Consider the following 23,974-nt stretch of genomic DNA (forward strand, 5'->3'; position numbering starts at 1 on the left):
GACGCAGGGGGCCCGGAGGTGACCACCTCCGGGCCCCTTCGTCGTGCCCAGGCGGCCTCGAGCGCGCCGGTGGCGGTCATGGTCGTCGTCCTCGCGGTGCTCGGCATGTTCGGGCCGCTGTCGATCGACACCCCCTTCCCCGCCTTCACCCAGATGGGCCGTGACCTCGGTGTCGGCAGCACCGCGCTGCAGCAGGTCGTCAGCGTCTACCTGCTCTCCTTCGCCGCCATGAGCCTCTTCCACGGCCCGCTGAGCGACGCGGTGGGGCGCAAGCCCGTCATGGTCGGCGGGGCGGTCGTCTACGCCCTCGCCTCCGTCGGTGCCGCCCTCTCCCCCTCGCTGCCCGTCCTGCTGCTGTGCCGCGCCCTCCAGGGCGCCTCGGCGGGTGCGGGCACCATCGTCTCGCGCACGGTCGTGCGTGACCTCTACGAGGGACCCCGGGCCCAGCAGCTGATGAGCGTCATCGCCATGGTCTTCGGCGTCGGCCCGGCGATCGCCCCCCTCCTCGGCGGCTGGTTGCTCCACCTCGGCCCGTGGCCGGTGATCTTCTGGTTCCTCGCGCTCTTCGGTGTCCTCATCGCTGCCGCGGTCGTGCTCCTCCTGCCCGAGAGCCACCCCGTCGAGCGGCGCACCCCCCTTCGCGTCGGGAGCGTCCTGGGCAACGTCGCCGCGGCCGCCCGAGACGGACGCTTCCTCGTCCTGTGCGGTGCCAACGCCTTCTCCTTCGCCGCGCAGTTCCTCTACATCGCCGGGGCACCGATCGTCGTCGTGGAGATCCTCGGGCTCGGGGAGCAGGACTTCTGGCAGCTCTTCGTGCCGATGGTCGTCGCGATGGTGAGCGGCTCCTTCGTCGGCGGACGGCTCGCCGAGCGCGTGCCCGGCCCCCGGCTCGTCGCCAGCGCCCAGGTCGTCGCCGTCACCGGTGCGGTCGTGGCCGCCGTCCTCGCCGCCACCCCGGGCACGTCGGCGCAGATGCCCTACGCTCTCGTCGGTCTCGTCATGGTCTCCTTCGCGACCGGTCTGTCGCTGCCCGTCTACCAGATCGCCCTGCTCGACGCCTTCCCGCGCGCGCGGGGCACCGCCGCGTCCGTGAGCACCTTCCTCATGCTGCTGCTCAACTCCGCGCTCGCCGGTCTCGTCGCGCCGCTGGCCGGGGTGTCGATGCTCGCCTTCACCTCGACCAGCCTCGGCCTGCTGCTCCTCGGGGTGGCCCTGTGGTGGCTGCACCGGTGGGCCGACCCCGACCGGCGTCCGCAGCCGGCGACCGAGCAGGCGGCAGCGTAGTGGAGGCCGTCGACGACGCGACCTTCGAGACGGTCGTGCACGAGGCGCTCGACGCCGTGCCCGAGCAGCTCATGCGGATGGCCGACAACCTCGCGATCTTCGTCGAGGACGAGCCCACCGAGGAGCACCTCGACCCCACGCTGCCCCCCGACGAGGCGGGCGACCTGCTCGGCATCTACCTCGGCACCCCGCTCACCGAGCGCGACGCCTGGTGGGCGGCCGGGTCGCTGCCGGACCGGGTCGTCCTCTTCCGGGGGCCGCTCACCCGGATGTGCGAGGACCTCGACGAGCTGCGCGAGGAGGTCGCGATCACCGTCGTGCACGAGATCGCGCACCACTTCGGGATCGACGACGCCCGCCTCCACGCCCTCGGCTGGGGCTAGCCCCGATCAGCGCAGGGCGCTCTGCTCCTGCCACCCGGCGTAGTCGTACTGCCACACCCCGATGCCCTCGGTGGGCTGGAACTCCCGCGAGGAGCCGGTGAAGTCCACCGGGTCGCCCGGGATGGAGCTCTCGTACATCCAGCGAGCGGCGGCGGGCGCGAGGTTGACGCACCCGTGCGAGACGTTGCTCGAGCCCTGCGCGCCGACCGACCACGGCGCGGAGTGCAGGAACTCCCCCGTCCAGGTCACCCGGACGTTCCAGTCGGTGTCGATCTTGTAGTAGCCCGGCTCGCCCTTGTGGATCCCGATCGTCTCGGAGTCCATCGTCATCTCCGCCTGCTTGCCGATGACGACCTTCATCCCCGACCGGGTCTCGGTCTGCGGGCCCGGCTTGCCGCTGGAGACGGGGAAGGAGCGCACCGTCTCGCCGCCACGCGTGACGCGCAGGCGGTGCTTCGCGATGTCGACCGTCGTCAGCTGCTCCCGACCGATGGTCATCGTGCCGGAGACGTCGCTGCCGACCCACTTGTCCTCGCCGGTCTGGAAGCCGGTGAGCGGGGCGTCGAGGGTGACCGTCGTGCCGGGCTTCCAGAAGCTCTTCGGGCGCCACATGAGCTGGCGGTCGTCGAGCCACCCCCACGACCCCTGCGTGCGCGGCGAGGTCGTCACCGTGACGGCCTTCTCGATCGCGCGACGGTAGCGGGCGGAGGTCACGGCGGAGTCGAACTGGAGGCTCACCGGCATCGCGACGCCGACGGTCTGCCCGTCGTAGACCATCCCGTAGGTCGCGGTGACCGCGGGCTCGTGGGTGCGGAAGGTCGAGCGCGAGGTGCGCTCGACGCCGTCCGGGCCGGTGCTGCGCGTCGTCACGGAGTACCTCGACCCCGGCGCAAGACGACCCGTGCTCTTCCACTGCGAGCCCGTGACGCGTCCTTCGACCGCGCTCCCGCCAGCGGTGCGCACCGTCACGCCGTCGAGCTGCCCGGTCATCGCCTGGACGGTCACCGGCTGGTCGGGCATGACGTCACGGGCCCCGTCAGCAGGTGAGAGCTTGAGCCGGGCGGGCCGGGCGGGTGCCGACGTCGTGCTGGACGTCTGCCCGTCGGTCGACCCGCTCGTGCCCGAGCCCGTCGCGCCCGCCGTCCCGGTGCCCTCGGCCCCCGACGTGCACCCGGCCAGCAGCAGGCCTGCTGCCGCACCGTACGCGGCCCAGCGGCCGCCCTTCGCTCCCCTGCTCATCGAGGTGCCCCTCTCCCCTGCTCGTGCGGCCCCTGCAGGCCCGGTCCTCGGACGACGACGCCGCGGCGACCTCGACCCCGGTGGTCGTGGTCGCCGCGGCGTCAGCCGGCGTGCGTGCTCAGTGGGCGTGCTCGCCCTTGTAGTACTCGAAGACCCAGCCGACGAGGGCGAAGACGCCGAAGACCGCACCCAGGACGGCGACCCAGATGCCGACGGCGACACCGAGGAAGATGATCGACCCGGACAGCGCCAGCCAGAGCGGCCACCACGAGTACGGGGCGAAGGAGCCGTAGCTGCCGGCCTGCTGCTCGATCTCGCCGTCGAGGTCGTCCTCGGGGCGAAGGGGGAGCTTCGCGGCCGTCTTGGCCAGGTAGAAGGCGATCATCACGCCGAGACCACCGGCGAGGTAGAGCCCGACGAACCCGACCGGCTCGTCCCACTGCGTCACCAGGCCGTAGATCGTGGCGACGAGGAAGAAGAAGACGGCGAGGATGCCGAAGAGCTTGTACTCGGGCTTCATGCGTTGTCCTCACGGGTCGAGCGGACCGTGGCCGTCGCCGGGTCGCCGGCACCGCTCGGGGTGAGCGCACGGGGCGCGTACTCCGGGTGGTGCAGGTCGAAGGCCGGGCGCTCGGAGCGGATCCGGGGGATCGAGGTGAAGTTGTGCCGCGGGGGCGGGCACGAGGTGGCCCACTCCAGCGAGGCGCCGTAGCCCCACGGGTCGTCCTGGTTGACGTCCGGTGCGGTCGTCTGCGTCTTCCACACGTTGTAGAAGAAGGGGAAGAACGAGATCGCGAGGATGAAGGCGCCGACCGTGGAGATCTGGTTGGCCAGCTGGATGTTGTCCTCGGGCATGTAGTCGGCGTAACGACGCGGCATGTTCTGCACACCCAGCCAGTGCTGGATGAGGAAGGTCATGTGGAAGCCGATGAAGAGCAGCCAGAAGTGCCACTTGCCGAGGGCCTCGTCGAGCATCTTGCCGGTGAACTTCGGCCACCAGAAGTACATCGCCGCGAAGAAGCTGAAGACGATGGTGCCGAAGAGCACGTAGTGGAAGTGCGCGACGACGAAGTACGTGTCGGACACGTGGAAGTCCAGGGCGGGGCTGGCGAGGATGATCCCCGTCAGACCACCGAAGAGGAAGGTCACGAGGAAGCCGATCGTCCAGATCATCGGCGTGTCGAAGACGAGCTTGCCGCCCCACATCGTGCCGATCCAGTTGAAGAACTTCACGCCTGTCGGCACCGCGATGAGCATCGTCATGATCGCGAAGAACGGCAGGAAGACCTGGCCGGTGACGTACATGTGGTGGGCCCACACCGAGACCGACAGCGCCGCGATGGCGATCGTCGCGAAGACGAGCGTCTTGTAGCCGAAGATCGGCTTGCGCGAGAAGACCGGGATGATCTCGGAGACGATGCCGAAGAACGGCAGGGCGAGCACGTAGACCTCTGGGTGCCCGAAGAACCAGAAGAGGTGCTGCCACAGCAACGTCCCCCCGCTCTCCGGCTGGAAGATGTGCCCGCCGAAGCGCCGGTCCACGCCCAGGCCGATGAGCGCGGCCGCGAGGACCGGGAAGGCCATGAGGACGAGGATCGAGGTGATGAGCACGGTCCACGTGAAGATCGGCATCCGGAACATCGTCATGCCGGGTGCGCGCATGCACAGGATCGTCGTGATGAAGTTGACGGCACCGAGGATCGTGCCGAAGCCACCGAGCGCGAGGCCCCAGACCCACAGGTCGCCGCCGAGACCGGGGCTGTAGGTCGGGTTCGACAGCGGGGTGTACGCGGTCCAGCCGAAGCTCGCGGCGCCGCCCGGGGTGAGCAGACCGGCGCCGGCGATGACACCGCCGAAGAGGTAGAGCCAGTACGCGAACATGTTCAGCCGCGGGAAGGCGACGTCAGGGGCGCCGATCTGCAGCGGCATGAGCGCGTTGGCGAAGCCGGCGAAGGCCGGGGTCGCGAAGAGCAGGAGCATCACCGTGCCGTGCATGGTGAACATCTGGTTGAACTGCTCGGGGTTGTCGACCACCTGCAGACCGGGGGCCCACAGCTCGGCGCGGATGACGAGGGCCATCACGCCACCGATGAGGAACCACAGGAAGGAGGTGACGAGGTAGAGGTTGCCGATGACCTTGTGGTCGGTCGTCGTCAGGTACTTGTAGGCCTGCGTGCCGGCCCGCTCGCGCCTCATGACGCGGCGGTCCTCGGCGTCGGTCGTCCGGTTGACGATCCCGGTGATGCCGGACATCAGCGTGCCCCTTCCTCGAGCAGTTCGGCCTCGCCCGGCGCGAGCTTCTCGCGGTTGAGGTCGGTGGGCAGCAGCCCGGTCTGGCCCTTCGCCTCGAGGTCGGCCATGTGCTGGTCGAACTCCTCCTGGCTGACGACCTTGACGTTGAAGAGCATCTGGCTGTGGTAGGCGCCGCAGAGCTCGGCGCACTTGCCCTGGAAGGTGCCGGTCTCGGTCGGGGTGACCTGGAGGCGGTTGACCAGGGAGGGGTTGAGGTCCATCTTCTCGAGGAAGGCGGGGACCCAGAAGGAGTGGATGACGTCACGCGAGGTGAGCTGGAACTCGACGCGCTTGTCGACCGGCACGTAGAGCGTCGGCAGCGTCTCCTCGACACCCGGCTTGCCGTCGAGCTCGGCCATGAGGCCGCTCTCGTGGACGTCGGCGTCGACGTAGTTGAAGTCCCAGCTCCACTGCTTCGCGGCGACGTTGATCGTCACGTCGGGCGTCTGCGAGACGTCGTGCAGCTCGGACTGCGCCTCCTCGGTGAAGTAGAAGAGGGCGCCGACCATGAGGATCGGGACGACCGTGTAGAGGATCTCGAGGGGGACGTTGTACTGGAGCTGGACGGGCAGGCTGCCGTCGTCGTCCTCGCGACGGCGGTACGCCACCATGCACCAGATCGTCAGGCCCCACACGAGGACGCCGACGGCCAGCGCGGCGATCCAGGAGCCGATCCAGAGGTTCTCGACGAGCTTGGACTGCTCCGTCGCCCCCTGGGGCAGGTAGCCGTTGGCAGGGTCGGTGTGGATACCGACGGCGCTGCAGGCCGAGAGCGCGAGAGCGGCGACGGCAAGACCGACGACGCCGATCCGGCGACGAGCTCGACCGATGTGGCGGTCAGGACGAGGCAAGGGACACCAACCTGGGACGGGACGGACAGTGGAACACCAGCAAAGGTACCCCAGCCGGCTGGGAGGTCCGGGACCGGGGGCGCCGCCCGCAGGGGTGTGGCGAGCCCCTGTCGGCCCCCTGTCGCCGAGCGGTCGTCGGCCGCGCCGTCACGAGCCCCACGGCGCCGGCAGGACGGCCCGGGCGAGGTCGGGCTGGGGCTCGCGCAGGGCGGCGGCCAGGCGCCTCGCGTAGGCGGTCCGTGACAGGGTCGTCACGCCGAGAGACTCGAGGTGCTCGGTGGGCCACTGGGTGTCGACGAGAGCAGCAGGACGCGAAGGGGTGAGCACCAGCCCGTCGAGGGCGACGAGGGCGACCTTCGAGGCGTCGCTCACCCGGTGGAACATCGACTCTCCCGCGAAGAGGCCGCCGATCGCCAGGCCGTAGAGACCCCCGACGAGATCCCCTTCGCCGGGTTCCCCCTCCCACACCTCGACGGAGTGCGCCCAGCCGAGGAGGTGGAGGGCCCCGTAGGACAGGCGGACGTCGTCGGTGATCCACGCACCGGGTCGGTCGGGATCGGCGCACGCGGCGACGACGGCGTCGAAGGCGAGGTCGACGCTCACGCGCAGCCGCCGGCAGGAGCGGCGCAGCGAGCGGGTCATCCGCAGCGCGCCGGGCAGCAGCACCCCCCGCTCCTCGGGGCGCCACCAGCCGACGGGCGGGCCACCGAGGTCGCCCACCCCCATGGGGAAGAGACCGTGCCGGTAGGCCTCGAGCACGGTGCCGGGGCGCAGGTCGGCGCCGATCGCCACGAGGTCCTCCCCCGGCGTGTCGCGGACCGAGGCGAGGTCGACCCCGGCGGGGCCGGGGTCGACCGGCGGGTACGGGACCTGCGGGGACCGCGGCGCAGAGCCGCTCGCCCCGGGCGTCACGACGCTCAGGCCGCGGCCGCCAGGGCGTCGACGAGCAGGTCGGCGCTCGCGTCGCCGTACGCCTCGCGGAAGCGGGCGACGAAGTCCTCGCGCCCCAGCTCGTACTCCTGGGTGCCGACGGTCTCGATGACGTAGGTCGCGAGCATCGAGCCCACCTCGGCCGACTCGCGCAGCGGCAGGCCGATGGCGATGCCGGTGATGAAGCCGGCACGGAAGGCGTCGCCGACCCCGGTCGGGTCGGCCTTGCGCACCTCACGGGCAGCGGGGACGACGACCGGCTCGGGCAGCTCGGCGCCGGTGATCCGCACGCCGTCCTTGCCCAGGGTCGTCACCCGGAAGCGCACGCGCGCGGTGATCTCGTCCTGGCTCCAGCCGGTCTTCTGCTCGGTGAGGTGCGACTCGTACTCGTTGGTGATGAGGTACTCGGCCCCCTCGACGAGGTCGCGGATGAAGGCGCCGTCGCTGAAGGCGAGCTGCTGGCTCGGGTCGGCGACGAAGGGGATGCCGCGCTTGCGGCACTCGTCGGTGTGCCGGCGCATGGCCTCGGGGTCGTCGGGGCCGACGAGCACGAGGTCGAGGCCCCCGAGGCGGTCGGCCACGGGCCCGAGCTCGATCTCGCGGGCCTCGGACATCGCGCCCGCGTAGAAGGTCGCGATCTGGGCCATGTCGTCGTCGGTCGTGCACACGAAGCGAGCCGTGTGCTGCGTCTGGGAGACGCGCACGGAGGCGCAGTCGACGCCGTGGCGCTCCAGCCACGAGCGGTAGTCGGCGAAGTCCTCGCCCACGGCCCCGACGAGCACGGGGTGCTGGCCCAGGCGCGCCATGCCGAAGCAGATGTTCGCGGCGACGCCCCCTCGTCGGATGTCGAGCTTGTGAGCGAGGAAGCTCAGCGAGATCTTGTCGAGCTGGTCGACGACGAGGGAGTCGGCGAAACGGCCCGAGAAGGTCATGAGGTGGTCGGTGGCGATGGATCCGGCGATGGCGATGCGCACCGCCGCACTGTATCCGGCGGGTCGCCGCACCCACGGCCCACCACCCGGGGTCGTCGGACCGCCACCGTCGCCGCTCTGTGCTGTGCACCGTCTGGTACTTGACATCGCTAGGTAGCGGGTGGACAGTTGCGCCATGCCCACCCACGACCCGCAGATGCTCAAGGGAGTCCTCGGGCTGCTGCTGCTCAGCGTGCTGTCGACCGGCGACAGCTACGGCTACGGCCTCGTCACCCAGCTGCGCGAGGCCGGCTTCGACGACCTCGCCGAGGGCACGGTCTACCCGGCCCTCACCCGGCTCGAGGGCGCCGGTCTCCTCGCGTCGCACCTCGTGCGCAGCGAGTCCGGCCCGGCCCGCAAGTACTACGGCCTCACCGAGGCCGGCCGGGCCGAGCTCGTCGCGCGGCGCTCCGCCTGGGAGCACCTCGTCTCGTCCGTCCAGACCGCGACCACCGTGTCGCCCACCTCAGGGGAGAGAGCATGACGATCATCGACCGGGCCCGGATCGAGTCCGCGATCCTGCGCTACGACTTCTGGCTCGAGATGCGCGGCGTGCGCGGGTCGCGACGCCGCGACCTGCGACGCGAGCTGCGCGCCAACCTCGCCGAGGCGAGCACCGACGTCGGCACGACCCGCGCGCTCTTCGGCATCGGCTCCCCCAAGGAGCTCGCCTTCGGCGCCACGGAGACCGACCCGACCCGCCCGCGGTGGTCTCAGGCCGCGATGGCCGCGGCCGCCGTCTTCACCGTCGTCCTCTTCGGCTGCGTGCTCACGGCGATCGCCTTCACCTCGGGCGTCGAGGCGAGCGGGGCGACGGGGCGCGAGGTGAGCGGCACGGTCTTCCCGTGGTTCGGGGTCGACTACACCGCCCAGGTCGACCCCGGCCGCAGCTACTCCGCCGGCGCAGGGGGCATCGGCGGGTACCTCCTCGGGCTGCCGCTGCTCACCTTCGTGCTCGTCGCCCAGCCGTGGCGGCTGCTGCGCCGGGGCCACCGCGCGCCCGCGGCCTCCAGCCCGCGGGCCTGAGAGCTCGAGCCGAGGCCCCGGACCCGCAGACGACGACGGGCCCCTCACCGCGAGGTGAGGGGCCCGTCGTGCGTGGTGAGCTCGTGCTCGCTCACCGGCAGCGCTCGATCAGCTGAAGGAGTCGCCGCAGGCGCAGGAGCTGCCGGCGTTGGGGTTGTCGATCGTGAAGCCCTGCTTCTCGATCGTGTCGGCGAAGTCGATCGTCGCACCGGTGAGGTACGGGGCCGACATCCGGTCGACGACGACGCCGACGCCGTCGAAGTCGCGGACGAGGTCGCCGTCGAGGGTGCGCTCGTCGAAGTACAGCTGGTAGATCAGGCCGGAGCAGCCACCGGGCTGCACACCCACGCGCAGGCGGAGGTCGTCGCGACCCTCCTGCTCGAGGAGCGACTTGACCTTGCCAGCCGCGAGGTCGGTGAGCAGCACGCCGTGGGTCTCCTCGGCGGTGGCCTGCTCGGTGGTCGTCGTGACCGTCTCGTCCTGGACGCTCATGGTGATCCTCACGTGTCTCGGGGGGCGGGCGTAGATCCCGTCAGCGGGGTGAACACCGGCGGTGCCGGAGATCTTCCCGCACCCCCAATGTACGTCAGGGCGAGCCGAGGGCGGCAGCCCCGGGGTCGCAGCGCGAGGTCAGCGACCCGGTGACCACGTGGCCGCGACGCGGCTGACCCGGGCGGTGAGCCTCGGCACCGGGTCGGCGAGCGAGGCGTCGAGGTCGGCGAGCGACTCGGCGACGGCGTAGACCCCGCTCGCCCCCATCGCCATCGCCTCGCGCCGACCGAGGAGCACCCGGCCGGCGACGACGACGACGGGCGTGCCGTGGCGGCCCGCCGCGGTGCACACGCCGCTGACGACCGTGCCCTGGCGCGACTGCCAGTCCAGGCAGCCCTCGCCGGTGAGGACGAGGTCGGCCGCGCCGACGAGCATGTCGACCCCGACCGCCTCGAGCGTCGTGTCGACGCCGCTCACGCGTCGGGCCCCGAGGACGAGCAGCGCGTAGCCGATCCCACCGGCGGCGCCGGCCCCTGGCTCGCGGTCGAGCCGGCGAGGTCGGCCGGTCAGCAGGTCGGTCGGCGCCGGGTGCGCCGCGGTCACGGCGGCGACGAGGTGCCCGAGGGCGCCCTCGAGGTCCTGGGCGAGCTGCGGGCTGGCGCCCTTGTCCTCGGCGTGGCTTGCGCTCGCCCCGTCGAGACCGAGCAGCGGCACGTCGACGTCGGTCGCCGCGACGAGCTCGACGCCGCGCAGGGCCTCACGGGCCCGGGGCACGACGTCGACGAGGTCGTCGGGCGCCACCGCGCCGAGGGCCAGCCCCCCACGGGTGAGCGTGCCCTCCTCGAGCCCGGCGAGGACGGCGAGCATCCCGGCGCCGGCGTCGTTGGTGGCCGACCCGCCGAGCCCGACGACGACCCGGTCGGCGCCCGTCTCGACCGCGGCGAGGACGAGCTCGCCCAGACCGGCTGAGGTCGTCACCGCGGGGTCGCGCTCGTTGGCCTCGAGGAGGTGCAGCCCAACGGCCTGGGCGCTCTCGACCCAGGCCGTGCGCCGCTCGCCGTCGGTCGTCACGAGGACCGTCGCGGGCACCGGCCGGCCGAGCGGGTCGCCGACGGTGACGAGCACGCTCTCGCCGCCGATGGCACCGGCGAGGACGTCGAGGAATCCTGGACCGCCGTCGGACAGGGGCAGCAGGGTCAGCAGGTCGTCAGGGGCGGCGCGGCGCCACCCCTGTGCCATCGCCTCCGCCGCCTGGGTCGCGGTGAGCGTGCCGGTGAAGGCGTCGGGGGCGATGAGGACGTGCACGGGAGGTGACTGTACCGAGCGGGCTCAGCCTGCGTCCGGCCCCAGGGCGCCGCCGCGCTCGGCAGGTCGTCCGGTGTCGCGGACGAGGTAGAGCCACGGGAAGGCCCGGCAGCCGACCTGCCACCCGTCCCTGGCGTAGTGCTCGGCGGGACGGCTCCACACGACGCGGCGGTGCTCCCACTGCGTGTCCGTGCGCTCGACGAGGTGGTAGAACATGCCCGCGCCGACGGTGCGCCAGCCCTGCCGACCGGCGATCTCGAGCTCGGCGAGCTCGTCGAGCGCGGTCACCGGACCGAGCCGGCGTCGCTGCCCGGTCGTCCCCGCGCCGGGCTCTGCGGCGCCGCCACCGGGGTCGGTCTCGGATCCGAAGCGCTGCTGCACCGCCTGACGGCTCAGGCCGAGCACTCCCCCGATGGCCGCCCAGCTGTGCCCGTGGGCCCGGGCGGCGGCGACCGCCTGGCGCAGCAGGTCTCGGGTCACCTCGTCGGCCTGGGCGGCCCGACCGACGATGGCGAGGTGGTCGTCAGCCCGCTCGGGGTCGACCCCTTCGCCGAGGACGGCCCGCCCGACCCGGTCGGCGAGCCCCGGGTCGACGACCTGCACCCGGTCGCTCACCGCTCGTCCGCCCCGTCACGGCTGGGCAGCCACATGCCGTCCTCGTCCGGGTCTGCGTCCGAGGACCACAGCCGACGGCCGAGGAGGTAGGCGCCGCCGACCATGAGCGCGACGGTCGCCCCCTGGAAGGCGCCATGGACAAACCCCGAGTCGACGACGAGGCTGCCGACGAAGGTGAGCGCCCCGAGGGCGACGAAGGTCAGGCCCGATCGCATGAGGAAGGAGACGTGCCGAGGAGTCATGCGTCAACCTTAAGTTGACGCACGGCGGAGCGTCAACGTCTCGTTGACAACGAAGTCGTCAGGTGGTGCGCACGAGCCCGGTCGCCGGGTCGACGTGCGGGTTGTGCTCGACCGGCACCCGCTCGCGCTCGGGCACCGGACCGGGGGCGGTCGCCCCCGGAGCGAAGGGGGACCCCCCGAGCGTCTCGCGTCCGTGCGGCTCGGCCCAGCCCGACAGGTCCGGCCCGAGGGGCACGACGCCGGTGGGGTTGATGTCGCGGTGGACGCCGTAGTAGTGCGCCTTGATGTGCACGAAGTCCGTCGTGTCGCCGAAGCCGGGCGTGGTGAAGAGGTCGCGCGCGTACGCCCACAGGACGGGCATCTCGGTGAGCTTCGAGCGGTTGCACTTGAAGTGACCGTGGTACGCGGCGTCGAAGCGGGCGAGGGTCGTGAAGAGCCGCACGTCGGCCTCGGTGATGTGCTCGCCGACGAGGTAGCGCCGGGTGGACAGACGCTCCTCGAGCCAGTCCATGGCCGTCCACAGCCGCTCGTAGGCGGCGTCGTAGGACTCCTGCGTGCCGGCGAAGCCGCAGCGGTACACCCCGTTGTTGACCTCGGTGTAGACCCGCTTGTTGACCTCGTCCATCTCGGCCCGCAGCTCCTCGGGCCACAGGTCGGGCGCTCCCTCGCGGTGGTGCTCACGCCACTGCCCAGACATGTCGTAGGTGATCCACGGGAAGTCGTTGGTCACGACCTGGCCGGAGGGGATGTCGACGACGGCCGGGACCGTGATGCCGCGCGGGTAGCCGGGCACCCGCGCCTCGTACGCGTCCTTGATCCGCGGGATCTGCAGCACCGGGTCGAGGTGCCCCTCGTCGAGGTCGAAGGTCCAGCTGTCGGCGTCGTGGGTCGGACCGGCCACCCCCATGGAGATGGCGTCCTCGAGCCCCAGCAGGCGGCGCACGATGATCGCGCGGTTGGCCCACGGGCAGGCGCGGGCCACGACGAGGTGGTAGCGACCGGCCTCGACCGGCCACTCCTGCTCCCCCACCGGCATGTCGCTCCCGGGCCCCTTCGCGGGGTCGGGCTCGGCGAGGATGCGGTCGCCGATGTAGTTGGTGTCCCGGGTGAAGTCCTGCTCGACGTAGCTGCCCTGTGCCATGCCGCTCACCCTAGATGTCGTGACCGGTCGCCTCGCCGGTCGCGCGCCGCCCGTTGTCGGTGGTTGCCCCTAGCGTTGGTCCATGGCACCGACGCCGGCTCCGACCACCCCGATCAGGGGTGTGTGGTCCGTGCCCACGGGCAGTGCCGCGGGCGGCTGGACCTGTGCTGGTCCGGCTCCCGGCGTCCCGATCCGACAGGCGACCGCTGCTGGTGCCGGCACCGCGCCCGACGACCCGCTCACCTGGGCTGAGCGCCGCGGCGCGCTCGACGCCGCGGTGCGGGCCCTGCGCGGTCTGAGCAGCGCGATCGACCAGGCCAACGGACCCGAGCTCATGGAGGTCATGGGCGTCCTGGACGAGCTGACCACCCTGGCCGCCGCTGGGCGCTACGTCGTCACCGCGCAAGCCCACGAGCGTGGTGAGGTCGCCCAGTCAGACGCCCCGTCCCTGCCCGCCTGGGTCCGCCAGCACGCCACGAGCACCCGCCAAGGTGGGTGCGGCACCATCGCCCAGGCCGTGCTCGACCTGTCCCGACCCGCCAACACCCTGCTCCGCGACGCGGTCGAGGACGGCACCGTGACCCTGCCCGTCGCGCGCACCGTCATCACCGAGATCTCCCGGATCGAGTCCCGCCTCGTCGACGGAGCCCGCGACAGCGTCCTGACCGCGATGATCGAGATGGGCCACCTGCACGGCTCCCCCGGCGTGCGATCCGTACGCCCCGAGCTCCTCGCCCGCCACGGCATCCCCGGCGAGCTCGACACCGAGCACGACCGGCTCCGCCGAGCCCGGGCCCTGTCCCGGCCCGTCGTCGACGACGGGCTGCACGAGTACCGCCTCGTCCTCGACCCCGAGGGCGCCGCCGTCCTCGAAGCCGCCATCGAGGCCCTGTCCGCACCAGCACCCACCCACGACCCCGACACCGGCACCCGCGAGCCCGACCTGCGCACCAGCGACCAGCGCCGCGCCGACGCCCTCCTCGACCTCGTCCGCACCGCGGTGGCAGGCATGGACACCAGGGCCGGACGCGGAGCCAAAGCCACCCTCCTGCTGACGATGACCTTCGAGGACCTCCGTGCACGCACCGGCGCGGCCCGTACCCTCGGTGGCCTGGACACCGGCACCCTCCTCGCACCGGGCACCGTGCGACGGCTGGCCTGCGACGCCGAGGTCATCCCCGTCGTCCTGGGCAGCCGCAGCCAGGTCCTCGACCAGGGCACCGCGATACGGCTCTTCACCCCCGCCATGACCCGCCAGCTGTGGCTGCGCGACGGCGGCTGCACCTACCCCGGCTGCACCGCCCCCGCGCGGTAGACCGACGCCCACCACCTCCACCACTGGGCCGACGGCGGACCCACCGACCTCAGCAACGCCGCCCTGCTCTGCGCCCGCCACCACACCATCGTCCACACCCGCCGCCTCCACGGACACCTCGACACCGACCCACCCGACAACGGGCCACCACACGTCGTCTGGGACCTCACCCCCGGCTCCTACGACCAGGCGCTGACGATCCTGCCCCGCGCCGGCTGAGGACAACCCCGCGCCGGGTGAGGTGCGCGCCCGGGTCTCGTGGGATCCCGGTGGATGTCGTGGGATCCCGGAGGAGGGGCGAGCGGGCCGAGTGCGCTCAGCCGCGAGGCATCGCGCCGAGACGGGCGAGGAGCAGCGCCTCGGCCGCGCAGGTGCGCTCGAACTCGCCGAGGTGCAACGACTCGTTCGCGCCGTGGGCGCGGGTGTCGGGGTCCTCGACGCCGGTGACGAGGATCGCCGCGTCGGGGAAGCGCTCGGCGAAGGCCTGGACGAAGGGAATGGACCCGCCGATGCCGACGTCGACCGGGTCGGTGCCCCACGCGTCGGCGAAGGCGGCGCGGGCCTGGTCGTAGACCGGCCCCTGCGCGTCGGCGGCGAAGCCCCAGCCCTGCTCGTCGAGCTCCACCTCGACGGTGGCACCCCACGGGGCGTAGTCGGCGAGGTGACGCTGCAGCGCGGCCCACGCGTCCTGCGGGTCCTCCTGCGGGTGCAGGCGCAGGTTGATCTTCGCCCGCGCCGACGCGTTGAGCACGTTGCCCGCCTCGTCGACCGCCGGGGCGTCGATGCCGATGACGACGGCGGCCGGCTTGGTCCACAGCCGCGAGAGGATCGAGCCGGTGCCGATGAGCTCGGTGCCCGGCAGCAGGCCGGACTCCTCGCGCAGGCGCGCCTCGTCGTAGTCGAGCTCGGGGGCGTCGGTGGCCTTGAGGCCCTCGATCGCGACGTCGCCCTGGTCGTCGTGGAGGGTGGCGAGCAGCCGGGCGAGGGTGGTCAGGGCGTCGGGGCAGGCCCCGCCGAACATGCCGGAGTGCACGCCGTGGTCGAGCGTGCGCACGGTGACGACGGCGCGGATCGAGCCGCGCAGGGTCGTCGTGAGCGCCGGGGTGCCGATCGCCCAGTTGAGCGAGTCGGCCAGGACGATCGCGTCGGCCTCGAGCTTGTCGCCGTGCTCGGAGAGGATCCGCGGCAGCGACTCCGAGGCGATCTCCTCCTCGCCCTCGACGAAGATGCGCACGCTGCACGGCAGATCGCCGGCGTGCGCGCGGAGCGCGGCGACGTGGGCCATGACGCCGGCCTTGTCGTCCGCGGCGCCCCGGCCGTAGAGCCGCCCGTCGCGCTCGGTGGGCTCGAAGGGGTCGGTGTCCCAGTCCTCGAGGGCCCCGGGGGGCTGGACGTCGTGGTGCGCGTAGAGCAGGACGGTGGGCGAGCCCTCGGGGCCGGCGACGTGGCCGATGACGGCGGGGCGTCCCCCTTCGCTGACGATCTCGACGTCGAGGCCCTCCGCCCGCAGCAGCTCCGCGGTCGCCTCGGCGCTGCGCTGCACCTGGGCCTGGTCGAAGGAGTCGAGGCTGACGCTCGGGATGCGGGTGAGCGCCTCGAGGTCGGCGCGCACACCGGGCATGAGGTCACGCACGCGGTCGCGGATGGTCTGGATCTGGTCCTGGCTGAGCACGTCGGGCGAAGTCACGTGGGGGACGCTACCGCGACGGGGTGCACGCGCCCCCGCAGCGGGCCGCGCCGTCAGGGGCGGCGGGGGGCGGGTGGTGCGTGCACCTAGACTTCACGTCGTGTTCGGACGCAAGAGCAAGAGCGAGCAGGAGCTCCAGGAGCAGGCCGCGCTGTCGGATCGCCCGCGGGGCGACGGGGCGAAGGGTCGACCGACCCCGAAGCGGCGTGACCAGGAGGCCGCCCGCCGGCGCCCGCTGGTGCAGAACGACCCCAAGGCCGCGAAGAGCGCCGACCGGGCCGCGCGCCGCGAGCAGAGCATGAAGATGCGCCAGGCGATGATGACCGGCGACGACCGCAACCTGCCCCCGCGCGACAAGGGCCCGGTGCGCCGCTACGTGCGCGACGCCGTCGACCGCCGCTTCAACCTCGGCGAGATGCTCCTGCTCCTCATGCTCGCCGTGCTCGTCATGTCGGTCATCGCGCCGAGCATCGCCACGCTCTTCTTCCTCGGCGTCTACGTCCTCTTCGCCCTCGCCGTCCTCGACGCGGTCCTGCTGTGGCGCCGCACGAAGAAGGGCATCCTCGCGAAGTTCGGCGAGGACACCGATCTCAAGGGCCTGCCGATGTACGCGGGGATGCGCAGCTTCCAGATGCGCCGGACCCGGATGCCCAAGCCCCAGGTCGAGCGCGGCGCGCCGCTGTCCTGACCTCTCGCCCGCACGACGAAGGGGTGCCCCGGACCGAGCGGTCCGGGGCACCCCTTCGTCATGGGCGGTGCAGGTGCGAGGCGGTCAGGCGGGGTCGAGCGGCATCGGGCCGTAGACCTCGGCGTCCTCGTGCAGCAGGGTCACCGCGGTGACGCCCTGCTCGGCGAGATCGGACCACTCCCCCGCGAACCACGACTCGGCGTCGGCCTGCGTCGGGAAGTCGGTCGAGGACGAGGGTGCGCCCTCGCCGCCCTCGTAGCGGAAGCGCCAGCGCTCGGTCATGACGCGCGCACCTGCACCTGGACGAAGGGGGGCTTGACGACCTCGGCGGGCAGGTCGCGGCCGCGGACGTCGACGACGACCTGGGAGCCGAGGCTCACCGAGCGGTCGAGGAGCGCGAGGGCGATCCCCTCCTTGCGCGTCGGGCTGAAGGTGCCCGAGGTGACCTCGCCGACGACGGTGCCCTCGGCGTCCTTCACCGCGCAGTGCGCGCGGGGGATGCCGCGGCCGGTGACGACGAGACCCTTGAGCACGCGCGACTCCTTCGCGACGCGCTGGGCGACGAGTGCCTCCTTGCCCCAGAAGCTCTCCTTCTCCCAGCCGACCGCCCACGCGGAGCCGGCCATGACGGGGGTGATGTCGAGGCTGAGGTCGTTGCCGTGCAGCGGGTAGCCCATCTCGGTGCGCAGGGTGTCGCGCGCCCCGAGACCGGCGGGCAGACCGCCGCGCTGCGTGACCTGCTCCATGAGGGCCGCCCACAGGGCCGGGGCCGCCGAGCTCGGGGCGACGAGCTCGTAGCCGCGCTCACCCGTGTAGCCCGTGCGGCATACGGTGATCGGCGTGCCCTGGAAGTCCGCCTCCTCGAAAGACATGTACTCGTGGTCGACGGGCAGCCCGAGCGCGGTGAGGACCTCGTCGCTCAGCGGGCCCTGGACGGCGAGCACGGCGTAGTCCTCGTGCTGGTCGGTGACGCTCACGCCCTCGGGCGCCTCGTCGCGCAGCATCTGCACGACGGTCGCGGTGTTGGCGGCGTTGGGGATGAGGAAGACGTCGTCCTCCGAGCGCAGGTAGGCGATGAGGTCGTCGACGACGCCCCCGGTCTCGGAGCAGCACAGCGTGTACTGCGCCTTGCCCGGCTCGATCCGGCCGAGGTCGTTGGTGAGGCAGCGGTTGACGAAGGCGGCGGCCCCCGGGCCGGTGACGCTCGCCTTGCCGAGGTGGCTGACGTCGAAGACGCCGACGCGCTCGCGCACCGCCGTGTGCTCGGCGACGACACCGCCGCCGGGGTACTCGATGGGCATCTGCCAGCCGCCGAAGTCGGCCATCTTCGCGCCGAGGTCGACATGGGCCTGGTGCAGCGGTGAGGTGCGCTGGGTCTGCGTCATGCGGCGAAGGCTACTCGTCTCAGGATCCGGGATAGCGTGGTGACGGATCGCACCCCACCGGAAGGACACCCGTGCCCCGTCTCGCCCTCGGCAACACCTCCCTGACCGGCTACTCCGGCGACACCGTCGTCGTCGGCCTCCGCCCTGCGGAGAGCCCGAAGGGGGGTCGCCGCCGCAAGGACGCGGCGCCCGCCGCGCAGGTCGCCACCGGCGTCGAGCTCGACGCCGCGCTGGCCGACGAGATCGCCTCGCTCGTCGAGGTGCTCGCCCCGAAGACCGCGCTCGGCAGCACGACGCTCGCCGCCGCGCCCGCCGGTCTGCGCGCCCGCACCCTCCTGCTCGTCGGCCTCGGCGACGACGCGCCGACCACCGAGACCCTGCGTCGTGCCGCCGGCGCCGCCACCCGCGCCCTGCCCAAGGCCAGCTCCGTGCGCCTGCTGCTCCCCCATGACGGCCCCGCGCAGCTCGCGGCGATCGCCGAGGGTGCGCTCAGCGGCTCCTACTCCTTCACCGCGCACAAGTCCGCGGACGCCGAGGGCGGGCTCGAGACCGTCGAGATCGGCACGACCCTGGGCAAGGAGCACGCCCCCAAGGACGTCCTCGCCCGCGCCGAGGTCCTCGGCCGCGCCGTCGCCTGGGCGCGCGACCTCGTCAACACCGCGCCCAACCTGCTCTACCCCCAGTCCTTCGCCGACCGCGTCGCGGAGACCGTCAAGGCCAGCCCGGGCAAGATCAGCCTCACCGTCCTCGACGAGAAGGACCTGGCGAAGGGGGGCTTCGGCGGCATCGTCGGCGTCGGCCAGGGCTCCTCTCGCCCGCCGCGCATCGTGCAGATGACCTACACCCCGTCGCGCTCGCGCAAGGCCCCCCACGTCGGGCTCGTCGGCAAGGGCATCACCTTCGACACCGGCGGCGTCTGCATCAAGCCGGCCGCCTCGATGGCGACGATGAAGTCCGACATGGCCGGCGCCGCCGCCGTCGCGGCGACCGTCGTCGCCGCCGCCGAGCTCGAGGTCCCCGTCGCCGTCTCGGGCTACCTGTGCCTCGCCGAGAACATGCCGGGCGGCAACGCCCAGCGCCCCGGCGACGTCGTGACGATGCGCAACGGCATGACCGTCGAGATCCTCGACACCGACGCCGAGGGCCGCATGGTGCTCGCCGACGGCATGTCGCTGGCCGCCGAGCAGGGCGCGGAGGTCATCCTCGACATCGCGACCCTCACCGGCGCCTGCATGGTTGCCCTCGGCCCGGACATCTACGGCGTCATGAGCAACGACGAGTCCGTGCGCGACGCCGTCGGCGTCGCGTCGGCCGCGACCGACGAGCCGTCGTGGCCGCTGCCGCTCCCGCGCGACCTGCGCCCGGGCCTGGACTCCTTCGTCGCCGACATCGCGCACAAGGCCGACCGGATGGGCGGCGCCCTCACGGCGGGCATCTTCCTCGAGGAGTTCGCCCGCACGAAGGACGGCGAGACCATCCCGTGGGCGCACCTCGACATCGCCGGCCCGTCCTTCCGCGACGGCGGTGCGCGCGACCACCTGCCCAAGGGCGGGACCGGCGTCGGCGTCGCGACGATGCTGCGCTACCTCGAGGACCTCGCCTGACCCGGCACCGCCGAGCACGACGCCCCGCACCCGGCTCCGGGTGCGGGGCGTCGTGCGTCCTGGCCGTGGTCGGGCTCCGTGCGTCCCGGCCGTGGTCGGGCGCTCTCGGCGCAGCCTCTACGCTGTGCCCCGTCCGTCACCCCGGGCACCACTGATGCAAAGGAGCACACCGTGGCAGACCCCACGACCCCCTTCGACCTCGTGATCCTCGGAGCCGGCAGCGGCGGGTACGCCTGCGCGCTGCGCGCGCGCCAGCTCGGGCTCACCGTCGCCCTCGTCGAGGAGGCTGAGGTGGGCGGGACCTGCCTGCACCGCGGGTGCATCCCGACCAAGGCGATGCTCCACGCCGCGGAGGTCGCCGAGGCGTCGCGCCACGGGGCGGGGATGGGGCTACGGACCTCCTTCGAAGGGGTCGACGTGCCGGCTCTGCACGCGTACAAGGACAAGGTCGTCGGGCAGCTGCACAAGGGCCTCGTCGGTCTCGTCACCCAGTCGGGCACCGAGGTCGTGCCCGGGCGCGGCCGGCTCGTCGACGCGACGACCGTCGAGGTCGAGGGCCGCCGGGTCACCGGCCGCACCGTCGTCCTCGCGACGGGCAGCCAGGCCCGGACCCTCCCTGGCGTCGAGCTCGGCCCGCGGGTCATGACGAGCGACGGCGTCCTGCGCATCGAGGAGATCCCCGAGCGCGTCGCCGTGCTCGGCGGCGGCGTCATCGGGTCCGAGCTCGCGTCGGTCTTCGCCGGCCTCGGGTCGCGCGTGACGATCGTCGAGGCGCTCGACCGCCTCGTCGCAGGCGAGGAGCCCGCGATCAGCAAGGTGCTCGAGCGCAGCTTCAAGAAGCGCGGCATCACGACCCGCACCGGCGCCCGCGTCGCCTCGGTCGAGGCCGGCGCAGACACCGTCGTCGTGCGTCTCGAGGAGGGCGACCCGCTCGAGGTCGAGCTCGTCGTCGTCGCCGTCGGTCGCGGTCCGCGCACCCAGGACCTCGGGCTCGAGGAGGTCGGCGTGCGCACCGAGCGCGGCTTCGTGCCGACCGACGAGCGGCTGCGCACCGACGTCGACGGGGTGCGCGCCGTCGGCGACCTCGTCCCCGGCCTGCAGCTGGCCCACCGCGGCTTCGCGCACGGGATCTTCGTCGCCGAGGACGTCGCGGGCCTGGAGCCCGCGCCCGTCGTCGACGTGCAGATCCCGCGCGTCACGTACTGCGACCCCGAGATCGCCTCAGTCGGCCTCACCTCGGCGCAGGCGCAGGCCGCCGGTCACGAGGTGGCCAGCTCGACCTACCCGCTCGGCGGCAACGGGCGCAGCATCATCCGCGGCACGAGCGGGTCGATCACCGTTGTGCGCGAGGTCGACGGCCCGGTGCTCGGCGTCCACATGATCGGCGCCGGGGTCAGCGAGCTCGTCGGCGAGGCCCAGCTCATGGTCGGCTGGGAGGCCCACCCCGAGGAGGTCGCCTCGCTCGTGCACGCCCACCCGACGCAGGGCGAGGCCCTCGGCGAGGCGGCGATGCTCGCCGCCGGGCGACCCCTCCACGCCCACGCCTGATCGCCCTGACAAGATGGGCAGCCAGCACGTGACCTGGCTCTCCATCGAGCCTGTCCGCGTGAGAGTGTGAGACCCAACGACCGCGACCAGCGTGATGTCGACGAAGGAGAAACAACGCCATGTCAGAGCGCGTGACCATGCCGGCCCTCGGGGAGTCCGTCACCGAGGGCACCGTGACTCGATGGCTCAAGAGCGTCGGCGACAGCGTCGAGGTGGACGAGCCGCTCCTCGAGGTCTCGACCGACAAGGTCGACACCGAGATCCCCTCGCCCGTCGCGGGCACCCTGCAGGAGATCCTCGTCGAGGAGGACGAGACCGTCGAGGTCGGCGCGGACCTCGCCGTCATCGGTGACGGCGACGCCCCCGCGAGCTCCGGCTCCGACGAGGGCGGCGCCGACGACAGCGCCGACGAGGAGGCCGAGTCCCCCGCCGCGAGCGAGGACGCCGCCGACACGCAGGAGCAGCAGGCCGAGGCGGAGGAGGAGGCCACCGCGCCGAGCACCGCCGAGGACGAGCCCGCCAAGAAGCCCCAGGCCGAGACCGCGAGCACCGACGAGGGCCAGAAGGTCCAGATGCCGGCGCTCGGCGAGTCCGTCACCGAGGGCACCGTCACCCGTTGGCTCAAGGCCGAGGGCGACGAGGTCGAGGTCGACGAGCCGCTCCTCGAGGTCTCCACCGACAAGGTCGACACCGAGATCCCCTCGCCCGTCGCGGGCACGCTCACCTCGATCCTCGTCCAGGAGGACGAGACGGTCGAGGTCGGCGCCGACCTCGCGGTCATCGGCGGGTCCGGCGGCGGCTCCGCCTCCGCGGAGGAGCCCCAGCAGGAGGCCCCGAAGGAAGAGGCCCCGAAGCAGGAGGCCCCGAAGGAGCAGCCGGCGCAGGAGAGCGCCTCCTCCGAGGACACCGACGACAGCGCCCAGAAGGACGAGTCCCTCCCCGAGGACGGCGAGGGCGGCGACGTCGCCGACCAGCCGGCCGGTCAGTCCGCCCCCTCCACCGGTGGCGAGTCCGCGGCGACCCAGCAGGCCCCGGCCTCGGGCTCGAGCACCTCGGCTCCCGCCTCCGGCGACAGCGCCCCCCAGGACGCGTCGAAGTACGTCACCCCGCTCGTGCGCAAGCTCGCGGCCGACAACGGCATCGACCTCGCCGACGTCCAGGGCTCCGGCGTCGGCGGCCGCATCCGCAAGGAGGACGTCCTCGAGGCGGCCCGTGCGAAGAACGCCCCCGCCGAGCAGCCGAGCGCTCCCGCGGCCCAGGCCCCGGCAGCGCAGGCCCCGGCGTCCTCGAGCACCCCGCCCCGCGGCATGGAGAGCAGCGTCTCGCCGAGCAAGCGCGGCACCCGCGAGAAGATGACCCGCCTGCGCAAGGTCATCGCACAGCGGATGGTCGAGTCGCTGCAGGTCTCGGCCCAGCTGACGACGGTCGTCGAGGTCGACATGACCAAGATCGCCCGGGTCCGTGCCCGCACCAAGGCCGACTTCGAGCGCCGCGAGGGCACGAAGCTGTCCTTCCTGCCCTTCATCGCGCTCGCGACGGCCGAGGCGCTCAAGCAGCACCCGGTCGTCAACTCCAGCGTCGAGGGCGAGGAGATCGTCTACCACGGCTCGGAGAACCTCTCCATCGCCGTGGACACCGAGCGCGGTCTGCTCACCCCGGTCGTGAAGAACGCCGGTGACCTCAACGTCGCCGGTCTGGCGCGCGCCATCGCCGACGTCGCCGAGCGCACCCGCGCCAACAAGATCACCCCGGACGACCTGTCCGGCGGCACCTTCACGATCACCAACACCGGCAGCCGGGGTGCGCTCTTCGACACCCCGATCCTCAACCAGCCGCAGGTGGCCATGCTCGGCACCGGCGCGATCGTCAAGCGTCCGATCGTCGTCACCGACGCCGACGGCGGCGAGACGATCGCCGTGCGCTCGATGATGTACCTGGCCCTGTCGTACGACCACCGTGTCGTCGACGGCGCCGACGCCGCTCGTTTCCTCGGGACCGTCAAGGCGCGTCTCGAGGAGGGCAGCTTCGAGGCCTGAGCAGCATGCACGTCCGAGAGCGCGTCGTCGTCGCCGGGTCCTCCGGTCTGATCGGCAGCGCGCTCTCGGCGTCTCTACGCGAGCGCGGCACCGAGGTCGTCCGTCTCGTGCGGCGCGAGCCGAGGTCCGGCGACGAGCGACGCTGGGACCCCTCGAGCGGTGAGCTCGACCCAGCCGTGCTCGAGGGCGCCGACGCGGTCGTCTGCCTCTCCGGCGCCGGGGTCGGCGACCAGCGGTGGACCCCGTCGTACAAGCAGCTCATCCTCACCTCGCGGGTCGAGACCACCCGCACCCTCGCCCGGGCCGCCGCCTCGGCCGGCGTGCCCCGGATGGTCGCCGGGTCTGCCATCGGCATCTACGGAGACCGCGCCGACGAGGTGCTCACCGAGGACTCCGCACCGGGCCACGGCTTCCTCACCGAGGTCGTCCGGGCCTGGGAGGAGGCCGCCGACCCCGCGCGTGACGGCGGCGTCCGGGTCGCCCACGCCCGCACCGGGCTCGTCGCCACCCGCGACGGCGGCGCGACCGGACCGCTGCTGCGTCTGGGCCGTCTCGGTCTTGGCGGGCCGCTCGGCCGCGGCCGCCAGTGGTGGCCGCTCATCTCCCTCGACGACGAGGTCGCGGCGCTCGTGTGGCTCCTCGACTCCGACGTCGAGGGCCCGGTCAACCTCGCCCCGCCGCAGCCCTACCGCCAGCGTGACGTCGCGCGCGAGATCGGGCGCCAGCTGCACCGCCCCGCCCTGCTTCCTGCCCCCTCGCCGGCCCTGCGGGTCGTCCTCGGCGAGTTCGCCGGCGAGATCCTCTCCTCCACCCGGGTGCTACCGACCCGGCTGTCCGACGGCGGCTTCGCGTGGGAGCACCCTGATCTGCCCACCCTGGTTCGCTGGATGCTCCGCGAACAGGACTGACCCGGCACTGGCCTCGGGCCAGACAGCGCTGA

Annotated in this window: 24 protein-coding genes and 1 pseudogene; 11 read left to right on the plus strand and 14 right to left on the minus strand. The window is 72.7% G+C overall.

Annotated elements, in window-relative coordinates; all coding sequences use genetic code 11:
* The first annotated feature begins 18 nt into the window (after window positions 1-18).
* Complete coding sequence (locus EEW87_RS05040; RefSeq protein ID WP_240341653.1) at window positions 19-1,284, plus strand: multidrug effflux MFS transporter; 1,266 nt, start codon at window positions 19-21, stop codon at window positions 1,282-1,284.
* Window positions 1,284-1,667 carry a metallopeptidase family protein gene (locus tag EEW87_RS05045; RefSeq protein WP_240341654.1) on the plus strand — a complete coding sequence of 128 codons (384 nt, stop codon included), beginning with the start codon at window positions 1,284-1,286 and terminating at the stop codon, window positions 1,665-1,667. Before EEW87_RS05040 ends, EEW87_RS05045 begins: the two co-directional genes overlap by 1 nt.
* Window positions 1,668-1,673: 6 nt before the next feature.
* On the opposite strand, the gene EEW87_RS05050 is transcribed toward EEW87_RS05045, so the two are convergent.
* The 6 genes from EEW87_RS05050 to EEW87_RS05075 all read right to left on the minus strand — a co-directional run bounded on the left by EEW87_RS05050 (window position 1,674) and on the right by EEW87_RS05075 (window position 7,953).
* Complete coding sequence (locus EEW87_RS05050) at window positions 1,674-2,906, minus strand: L,D-transpeptidase (RefSeq protein WP_123091943.1); 1,233 nt, start codon at window positions 2,904-2,906, stop codon at window positions 1,674-1,676.
* A gap of 118 nt (window positions 2,907-3,024) precedes the next feature.
* A complete protein-coding gene (locus EEW87_RS05055) occupies window positions 3,025-3,426 on the minus strand; it encodes a cytochrome c oxidase subunit 4 (protein ID WP_123091944.1) in 402 nt (133 codons plus the stop codon).
* Window positions 3,423-5,102, minus strand: a complete 1,680-nt coding sequence (gene ctaD / locus EEW87_RS05060; RefSeq protein ID WP_225985202.1) for an aa3-type cytochrome oxidase subunit I — start codon at window positions 5,100-5,102, stop codon at window positions 3,423-3,425. Before ctaD ends, EEW87_RS05055 begins: the two co-directional genes overlap by 4 nt.
* Window positions 5,103-5,158: 56 nt before the next feature.
* Complete coding sequence (gene ctaC / locus EEW87_RS05065; RefSeq protein ID WP_192826122.1) at window positions 5,159-6,049, minus strand: aa3-type cytochrome oxidase subunit II; 891 nt, start codon at window positions 6,047-6,049, stop codon at window positions 5,159-5,161.
* Between the two features lie 147 nt (window positions 6,050-6,196).
* Complete coding sequence (gene aat, locus EEW87_RS05070) at window positions 6,197-6,961, minus strand: leucyl/phenylalanyl-tRNA--protein transferase (RefSeq protein WP_205473776.1); 765 nt, start codon at window positions 6,959-6,961, stop codon at window positions 6,197-6,199.
* A 5-nt stretch (window positions 6,962-6,966) separates the two neighbouring features.
* The gene (locus EEW87_RS05075) at window positions 6,967-7,953 is read right to left on the minus strand and encodes a carbohydrate kinase family protein (RefSeq protein WP_123091946.1); all 987 of its coding nucleotides are present in this window, start codon (window positions 7,951-7,953) and stop codon (window positions 6,967-6,969) included.
* A 133-nt stretch (window positions 7,954-8,086) separates the two neighbouring features.
* Between EEW87_RS05075 and EEW87_RS05080 the strand changes: the two genes are divergently transcribed.
* Both EEW87_RS05080 and EEW87_RS05085 read left to right on the plus strand, forming a co-directional pair.
* Complete coding sequence (locus EEW87_RS05080) at window positions 8,087-8,434, plus strand: PadR family transcriptional regulator (protein WP_123091947.1); 348 nt, start codon at window positions 8,087-8,089, stop codon at window positions 8,432-8,434.
* Complete coding sequence (locus tag EEW87_RS05085) at window positions 8,431-8,976, plus strand: hypothetical protein (RefSeq protein ID WP_123091948.1); 546 nt, start codon at window positions 8,431-8,433, stop codon at window positions 8,974-8,976. Before EEW87_RS05080 ends, EEW87_RS05085 begins: the two co-directional genes overlap by 4 nt.
* 108 nt (window positions 8,977-9,084) lie before the next feature.
* Here EEW87_RS05085 and EEW87_RS05090 read toward each other — a convergent pair whose 3' ends face one another.
* The 5 genes from EEW87_RS05090 to EEW87_RS05110 all read right to left on the minus strand — a co-directional run bounded on the left by EEW87_RS05090 (window position 9,085) and on the right by EEW87_RS05110 (window position 12,771).
* On the minus strand, window positions 9,085-9,468 hold the full coding sequence (locus EEW87_RS05090; protein WP_068275223.1) for a HesB/IscA family protein: 384 nt from the start codon (window positions 9,466-9,468) through the stop codon (window positions 9,085-9,087).
* 138 nt (window positions 9,469-9,606) lie between these two features.
* The gene (locus EEW87_RS05095; protein ID WP_123091949.1) at window positions 9,607-10,773 is read right to left on the minus strand and encodes a glycerate kinase family protein; all 1,167 of its coding nucleotides are present in this window, start codon (window positions 10,771-10,773) and stop codon (window positions 9,607-9,609) included.
* Window positions 10,774-10,797: 24 nt separating this feature from the next.
* Entirely contained in the window at window positions 10,798-11,388 is a 591-nt protein-coding gene (locus tag EEW87_RS05100; RefSeq protein WP_225985031.1) for a hypothetical protein, read from the minus strand.
* Entirely contained in the window at window positions 11,385-11,630 is a 246-nt protein-coding gene (locus EEW87_RS05105; protein WP_123091950.1) for a hypothetical protein, read from the minus strand. Before EEW87_RS05105 ends, EEW87_RS05100 begins: the two co-directional genes overlap by 4 nt.
* A 58-nt stretch (window positions 11,631-11,688) precedes the next feature.
* The gene (locus tag EEW87_RS05110; protein WP_123092011.1) at window positions 11,689-12,771 is read right to left on the minus strand and encodes a glutathione S-transferase family protein; all 1,083 of its coding nucleotides are present in this window, start codon (window positions 12,769-12,771) and stop codon (window positions 11,689-11,691) included.
* Between the two features lie 82 nt (window positions 12,772-12,853).
* Here EEW87_RS05110 and EEW87_RS05115 point away from each other — a divergent pair, with 82 nt between their 5' ends.
* Together EEW87_RS05115 and EEW87_RS17255 are read left to right on the plus strand one after the other, a co-directional pair.
* A complete protein-coding gene (locus EEW87_RS05115; RefSeq protein WP_163562381.1) occupies window positions 12,854-14,086 on the plus strand; it encodes a DUF222 domain-containing protein in 1,233 nt (410 codons plus the stop codon).
* An 18-nt stretch (window positions 14,087-14,104) separates the two neighbouring features.
* Window positions 14,105-14,305 (plus strand): annotated as a pseudogene (locus tag EEW87_RS17255) (hypothetical protein); the annotation flags it as partial.
* 97 nt (window positions 14,306-14,402) lie between these two features.
* Here the strand turns inward: EEW87_RS17255 and EEW87_RS05125 are convergent.
* Window positions 14,403-15,773: a dipeptidase gene (locus EEW87_RS05125; protein ID WP_123093345.1), complete on the minus strand. Its 1,371-nt coding sequence runs from the start codon at window positions 15,771-15,773 to the stop codon at window positions 14,403-14,405.
* Between the two features lie 100 nt (window positions 15,774-15,873).
* Between EEW87_RS05125 and EEW87_RS05130 the strand changes: the two genes are divergently transcribed.
* The gene (locus EEW87_RS05130) at window positions 15,874-16,461 is read left to right on the plus strand and encodes a DUF3043 domain-containing protein (RefSeq protein WP_068275200.1); all 588 of its coding nucleotides are present in this window, start codon (window positions 15,874-15,876) and stop codon (window positions 16,459-16,461) included.
* An 84-nt stretch (window positions 16,462-16,545) separates the two neighbouring features.
* On the opposite strand, the gene EEW87_RS05135 is transcribed toward EEW87_RS05130, so the two are convergent.
* Both EEW87_RS05135 and gcvT read right to left on the minus strand, forming a co-directional pair.
* On the minus strand, window positions 16,546-16,743 hold the full coding sequence (locus EEW87_RS05135; protein WP_123093346.1) for a hypothetical protein: 198 nt from the start codon (window positions 16,741-16,743) through the stop codon (window positions 16,546-16,548).
* Complete coding sequence (gcvT, locus tag EEW87_RS05140) at window positions 16,740-17,846, minus strand: glycine cleavage system aminomethyltransferase GcvT (RefSeq protein WP_123093347.1); 1,107 nt, start codon at window positions 17,844-17,846, stop codon at window positions 16,740-16,742. The genes EEW87_RS05135 and gcvT overlap by 4 nt, the downstream gene beginning before the upstream one ends.
* Before the next feature lie 71 nt (window positions 17,847-17,917).
* On the opposite strand from gcvT, the gene EEW87_RS05145 reads away from it, so the two are divergent.
* From EEW87_RS05145 to EEW87_RS05160, 4 genes are all read left to right on the plus strand, one after another.
* The gene (locus tag EEW87_RS05145) at window positions 17,918-19,450 is read left to right on the plus strand and encodes a leucyl aminopeptidase (protein ID WP_123093348.1); all 1,533 of its coding nucleotides are present in this window, start codon (window positions 17,918-17,920) and stop codon (window positions 19,448-19,450) included.
* Between the two features lie 171 nt (window positions 19,451-19,621).
* Entirely contained in the window at window positions 19,622-20,998 is a 1,377-nt protein-coding gene (gene lpdA / locus EEW87_RS05150) for a dihydrolipoyl dehydrogenase (RefSeq protein WP_123093349.1), read from the plus strand.
* A gap of 119 nt (window positions 20,999-21,117) precedes the next feature.
* The gene (gene sucB, locus EEW87_RS05155; RefSeq protein ID WP_123093350.1) at window positions 21,118-23,034 is read left to right on the plus strand and encodes a 2-oxoglutarate dehydrogenase, E2 component, dihydrolipoamide succinyltransferase; all 1,917 of its coding nucleotides are present in this window, start codon (window positions 21,118-21,120) and stop codon (window positions 23,032-23,034) included.
* Between the two features lie 5 nt (window positions 23,035-23,039).
* Window positions 23,040-23,942, plus strand: a complete 903-nt coding sequence (locus EEW87_RS05160) for a TIGR01777 family oxidoreductase (RefSeq protein ID WP_123093351.1) — start codon at window positions 23,040-23,042, stop codon at window positions 23,940-23,942.
* Window positions 23,943-23,974: the final 32 nt, after the last annotated feature.

The organism is Janibacter melonis (assembly GCF_003721155.3).
Classification (GTDB): Bacteria; Actinomycetota; Actinomycetes; order Actinomycetales; family Dermatophilaceae; genus Marihabitans; species Marihabitans melonis.

Excerpts from the sequence above, each read along its gene's own strand:
- EEW87_RS05085 (WP_123091948.1), top strand. The coding sequence starts at position 8,431 with ATGACGATCATCGACCGGGCCCGGATCGAGTCCGCGATCCTGCGCTAC.
- EEW87_RS05135 (WP_123093346.1), bottom strand. The coding sequence starts at position 16,743 with ATGACCGAGCGCTGGCGCTTCCGCTACGAGGGCGGCGAGGGCGCACCC.
- EEW87_RS05110 (WP_123092011.1), bottom strand. The coding sequence starts at position 12,771 with ATGGCACAGGGCAGCTACGTCGAGCAGGACTTCACCCGGGACACCAAC.
- EEW87_RS05160 (WP_123093351.1), top strand. The coding sequence starts at position 23,040 with ATGCACGTCCGAGAGCGCGTCGTCGTCGCCGGGTCCTCCGGTCTGATC.
- ctaD (WP_225985202.1), bottom strand. The coding sequence starts at position 5,102 with ATGAGGCGCGAGCGGGCCGGCACGCAGGCCTACAAGTACCTGACGACG.
- EEW87_RS05080 (WP_123091947.1), top strand. The coding sequence starts at position 8,087 with ATGCCCACCCACGACCCGCAGATGCTCAAGGGAGTCCTCGGGCTGCTG.
- EEW87_RS05050 (WP_123091943.1), bottom strand. The coding sequence starts at position 2,906 with ATGAGCAGGGGAGCGAAGGGCGGCCGCTGGGCCGCGTACGGTGCGGCA.
- EEW87_RS05090 (WP_068275223.1), bottom strand. The coding sequence starts at position 9,468 with ATGAGCGTCCAGGACGAGACGGTCACGACGACCACCGAGCAGGCCACC.
- EEW87_RS05115 (WP_163562381.1), top strand. The coding sequence starts at position 12,854 with ATGGCACCGACGCCGGCTCCGACCACCCCGATCAGGGGTGTGTGGTCC.
- EEW87_RS05105 (WP_123091950.1), bottom strand. The coding sequence starts at position 11,630 with ATGACTCCTCGGCACGTCTCCTTCCTCATGCGATCGGGCCTGACCTTC.
- EEW87_RS05055 (WP_123091944.1), bottom strand. The coding sequence starts at position 3,426 with ATGAAGCCCGAGTACAAGCTCTTCGGCATCCTCGCCGTCTTCTTCTTC.
- gcvT (WP_123093347.1), bottom strand. The coding sequence starts at position 17,846 with ATGACGCAGACCCAGCGCACCTCACCGCTGCACCAGGCCCATGTCGAC.
- sucB (WP_123093350.1), top strand. The coding sequence starts at position 21,118 with ATGTCAGAGCGCGTGACCATGCCGGCCCTCGGGGAGTCCGTCACCGAG.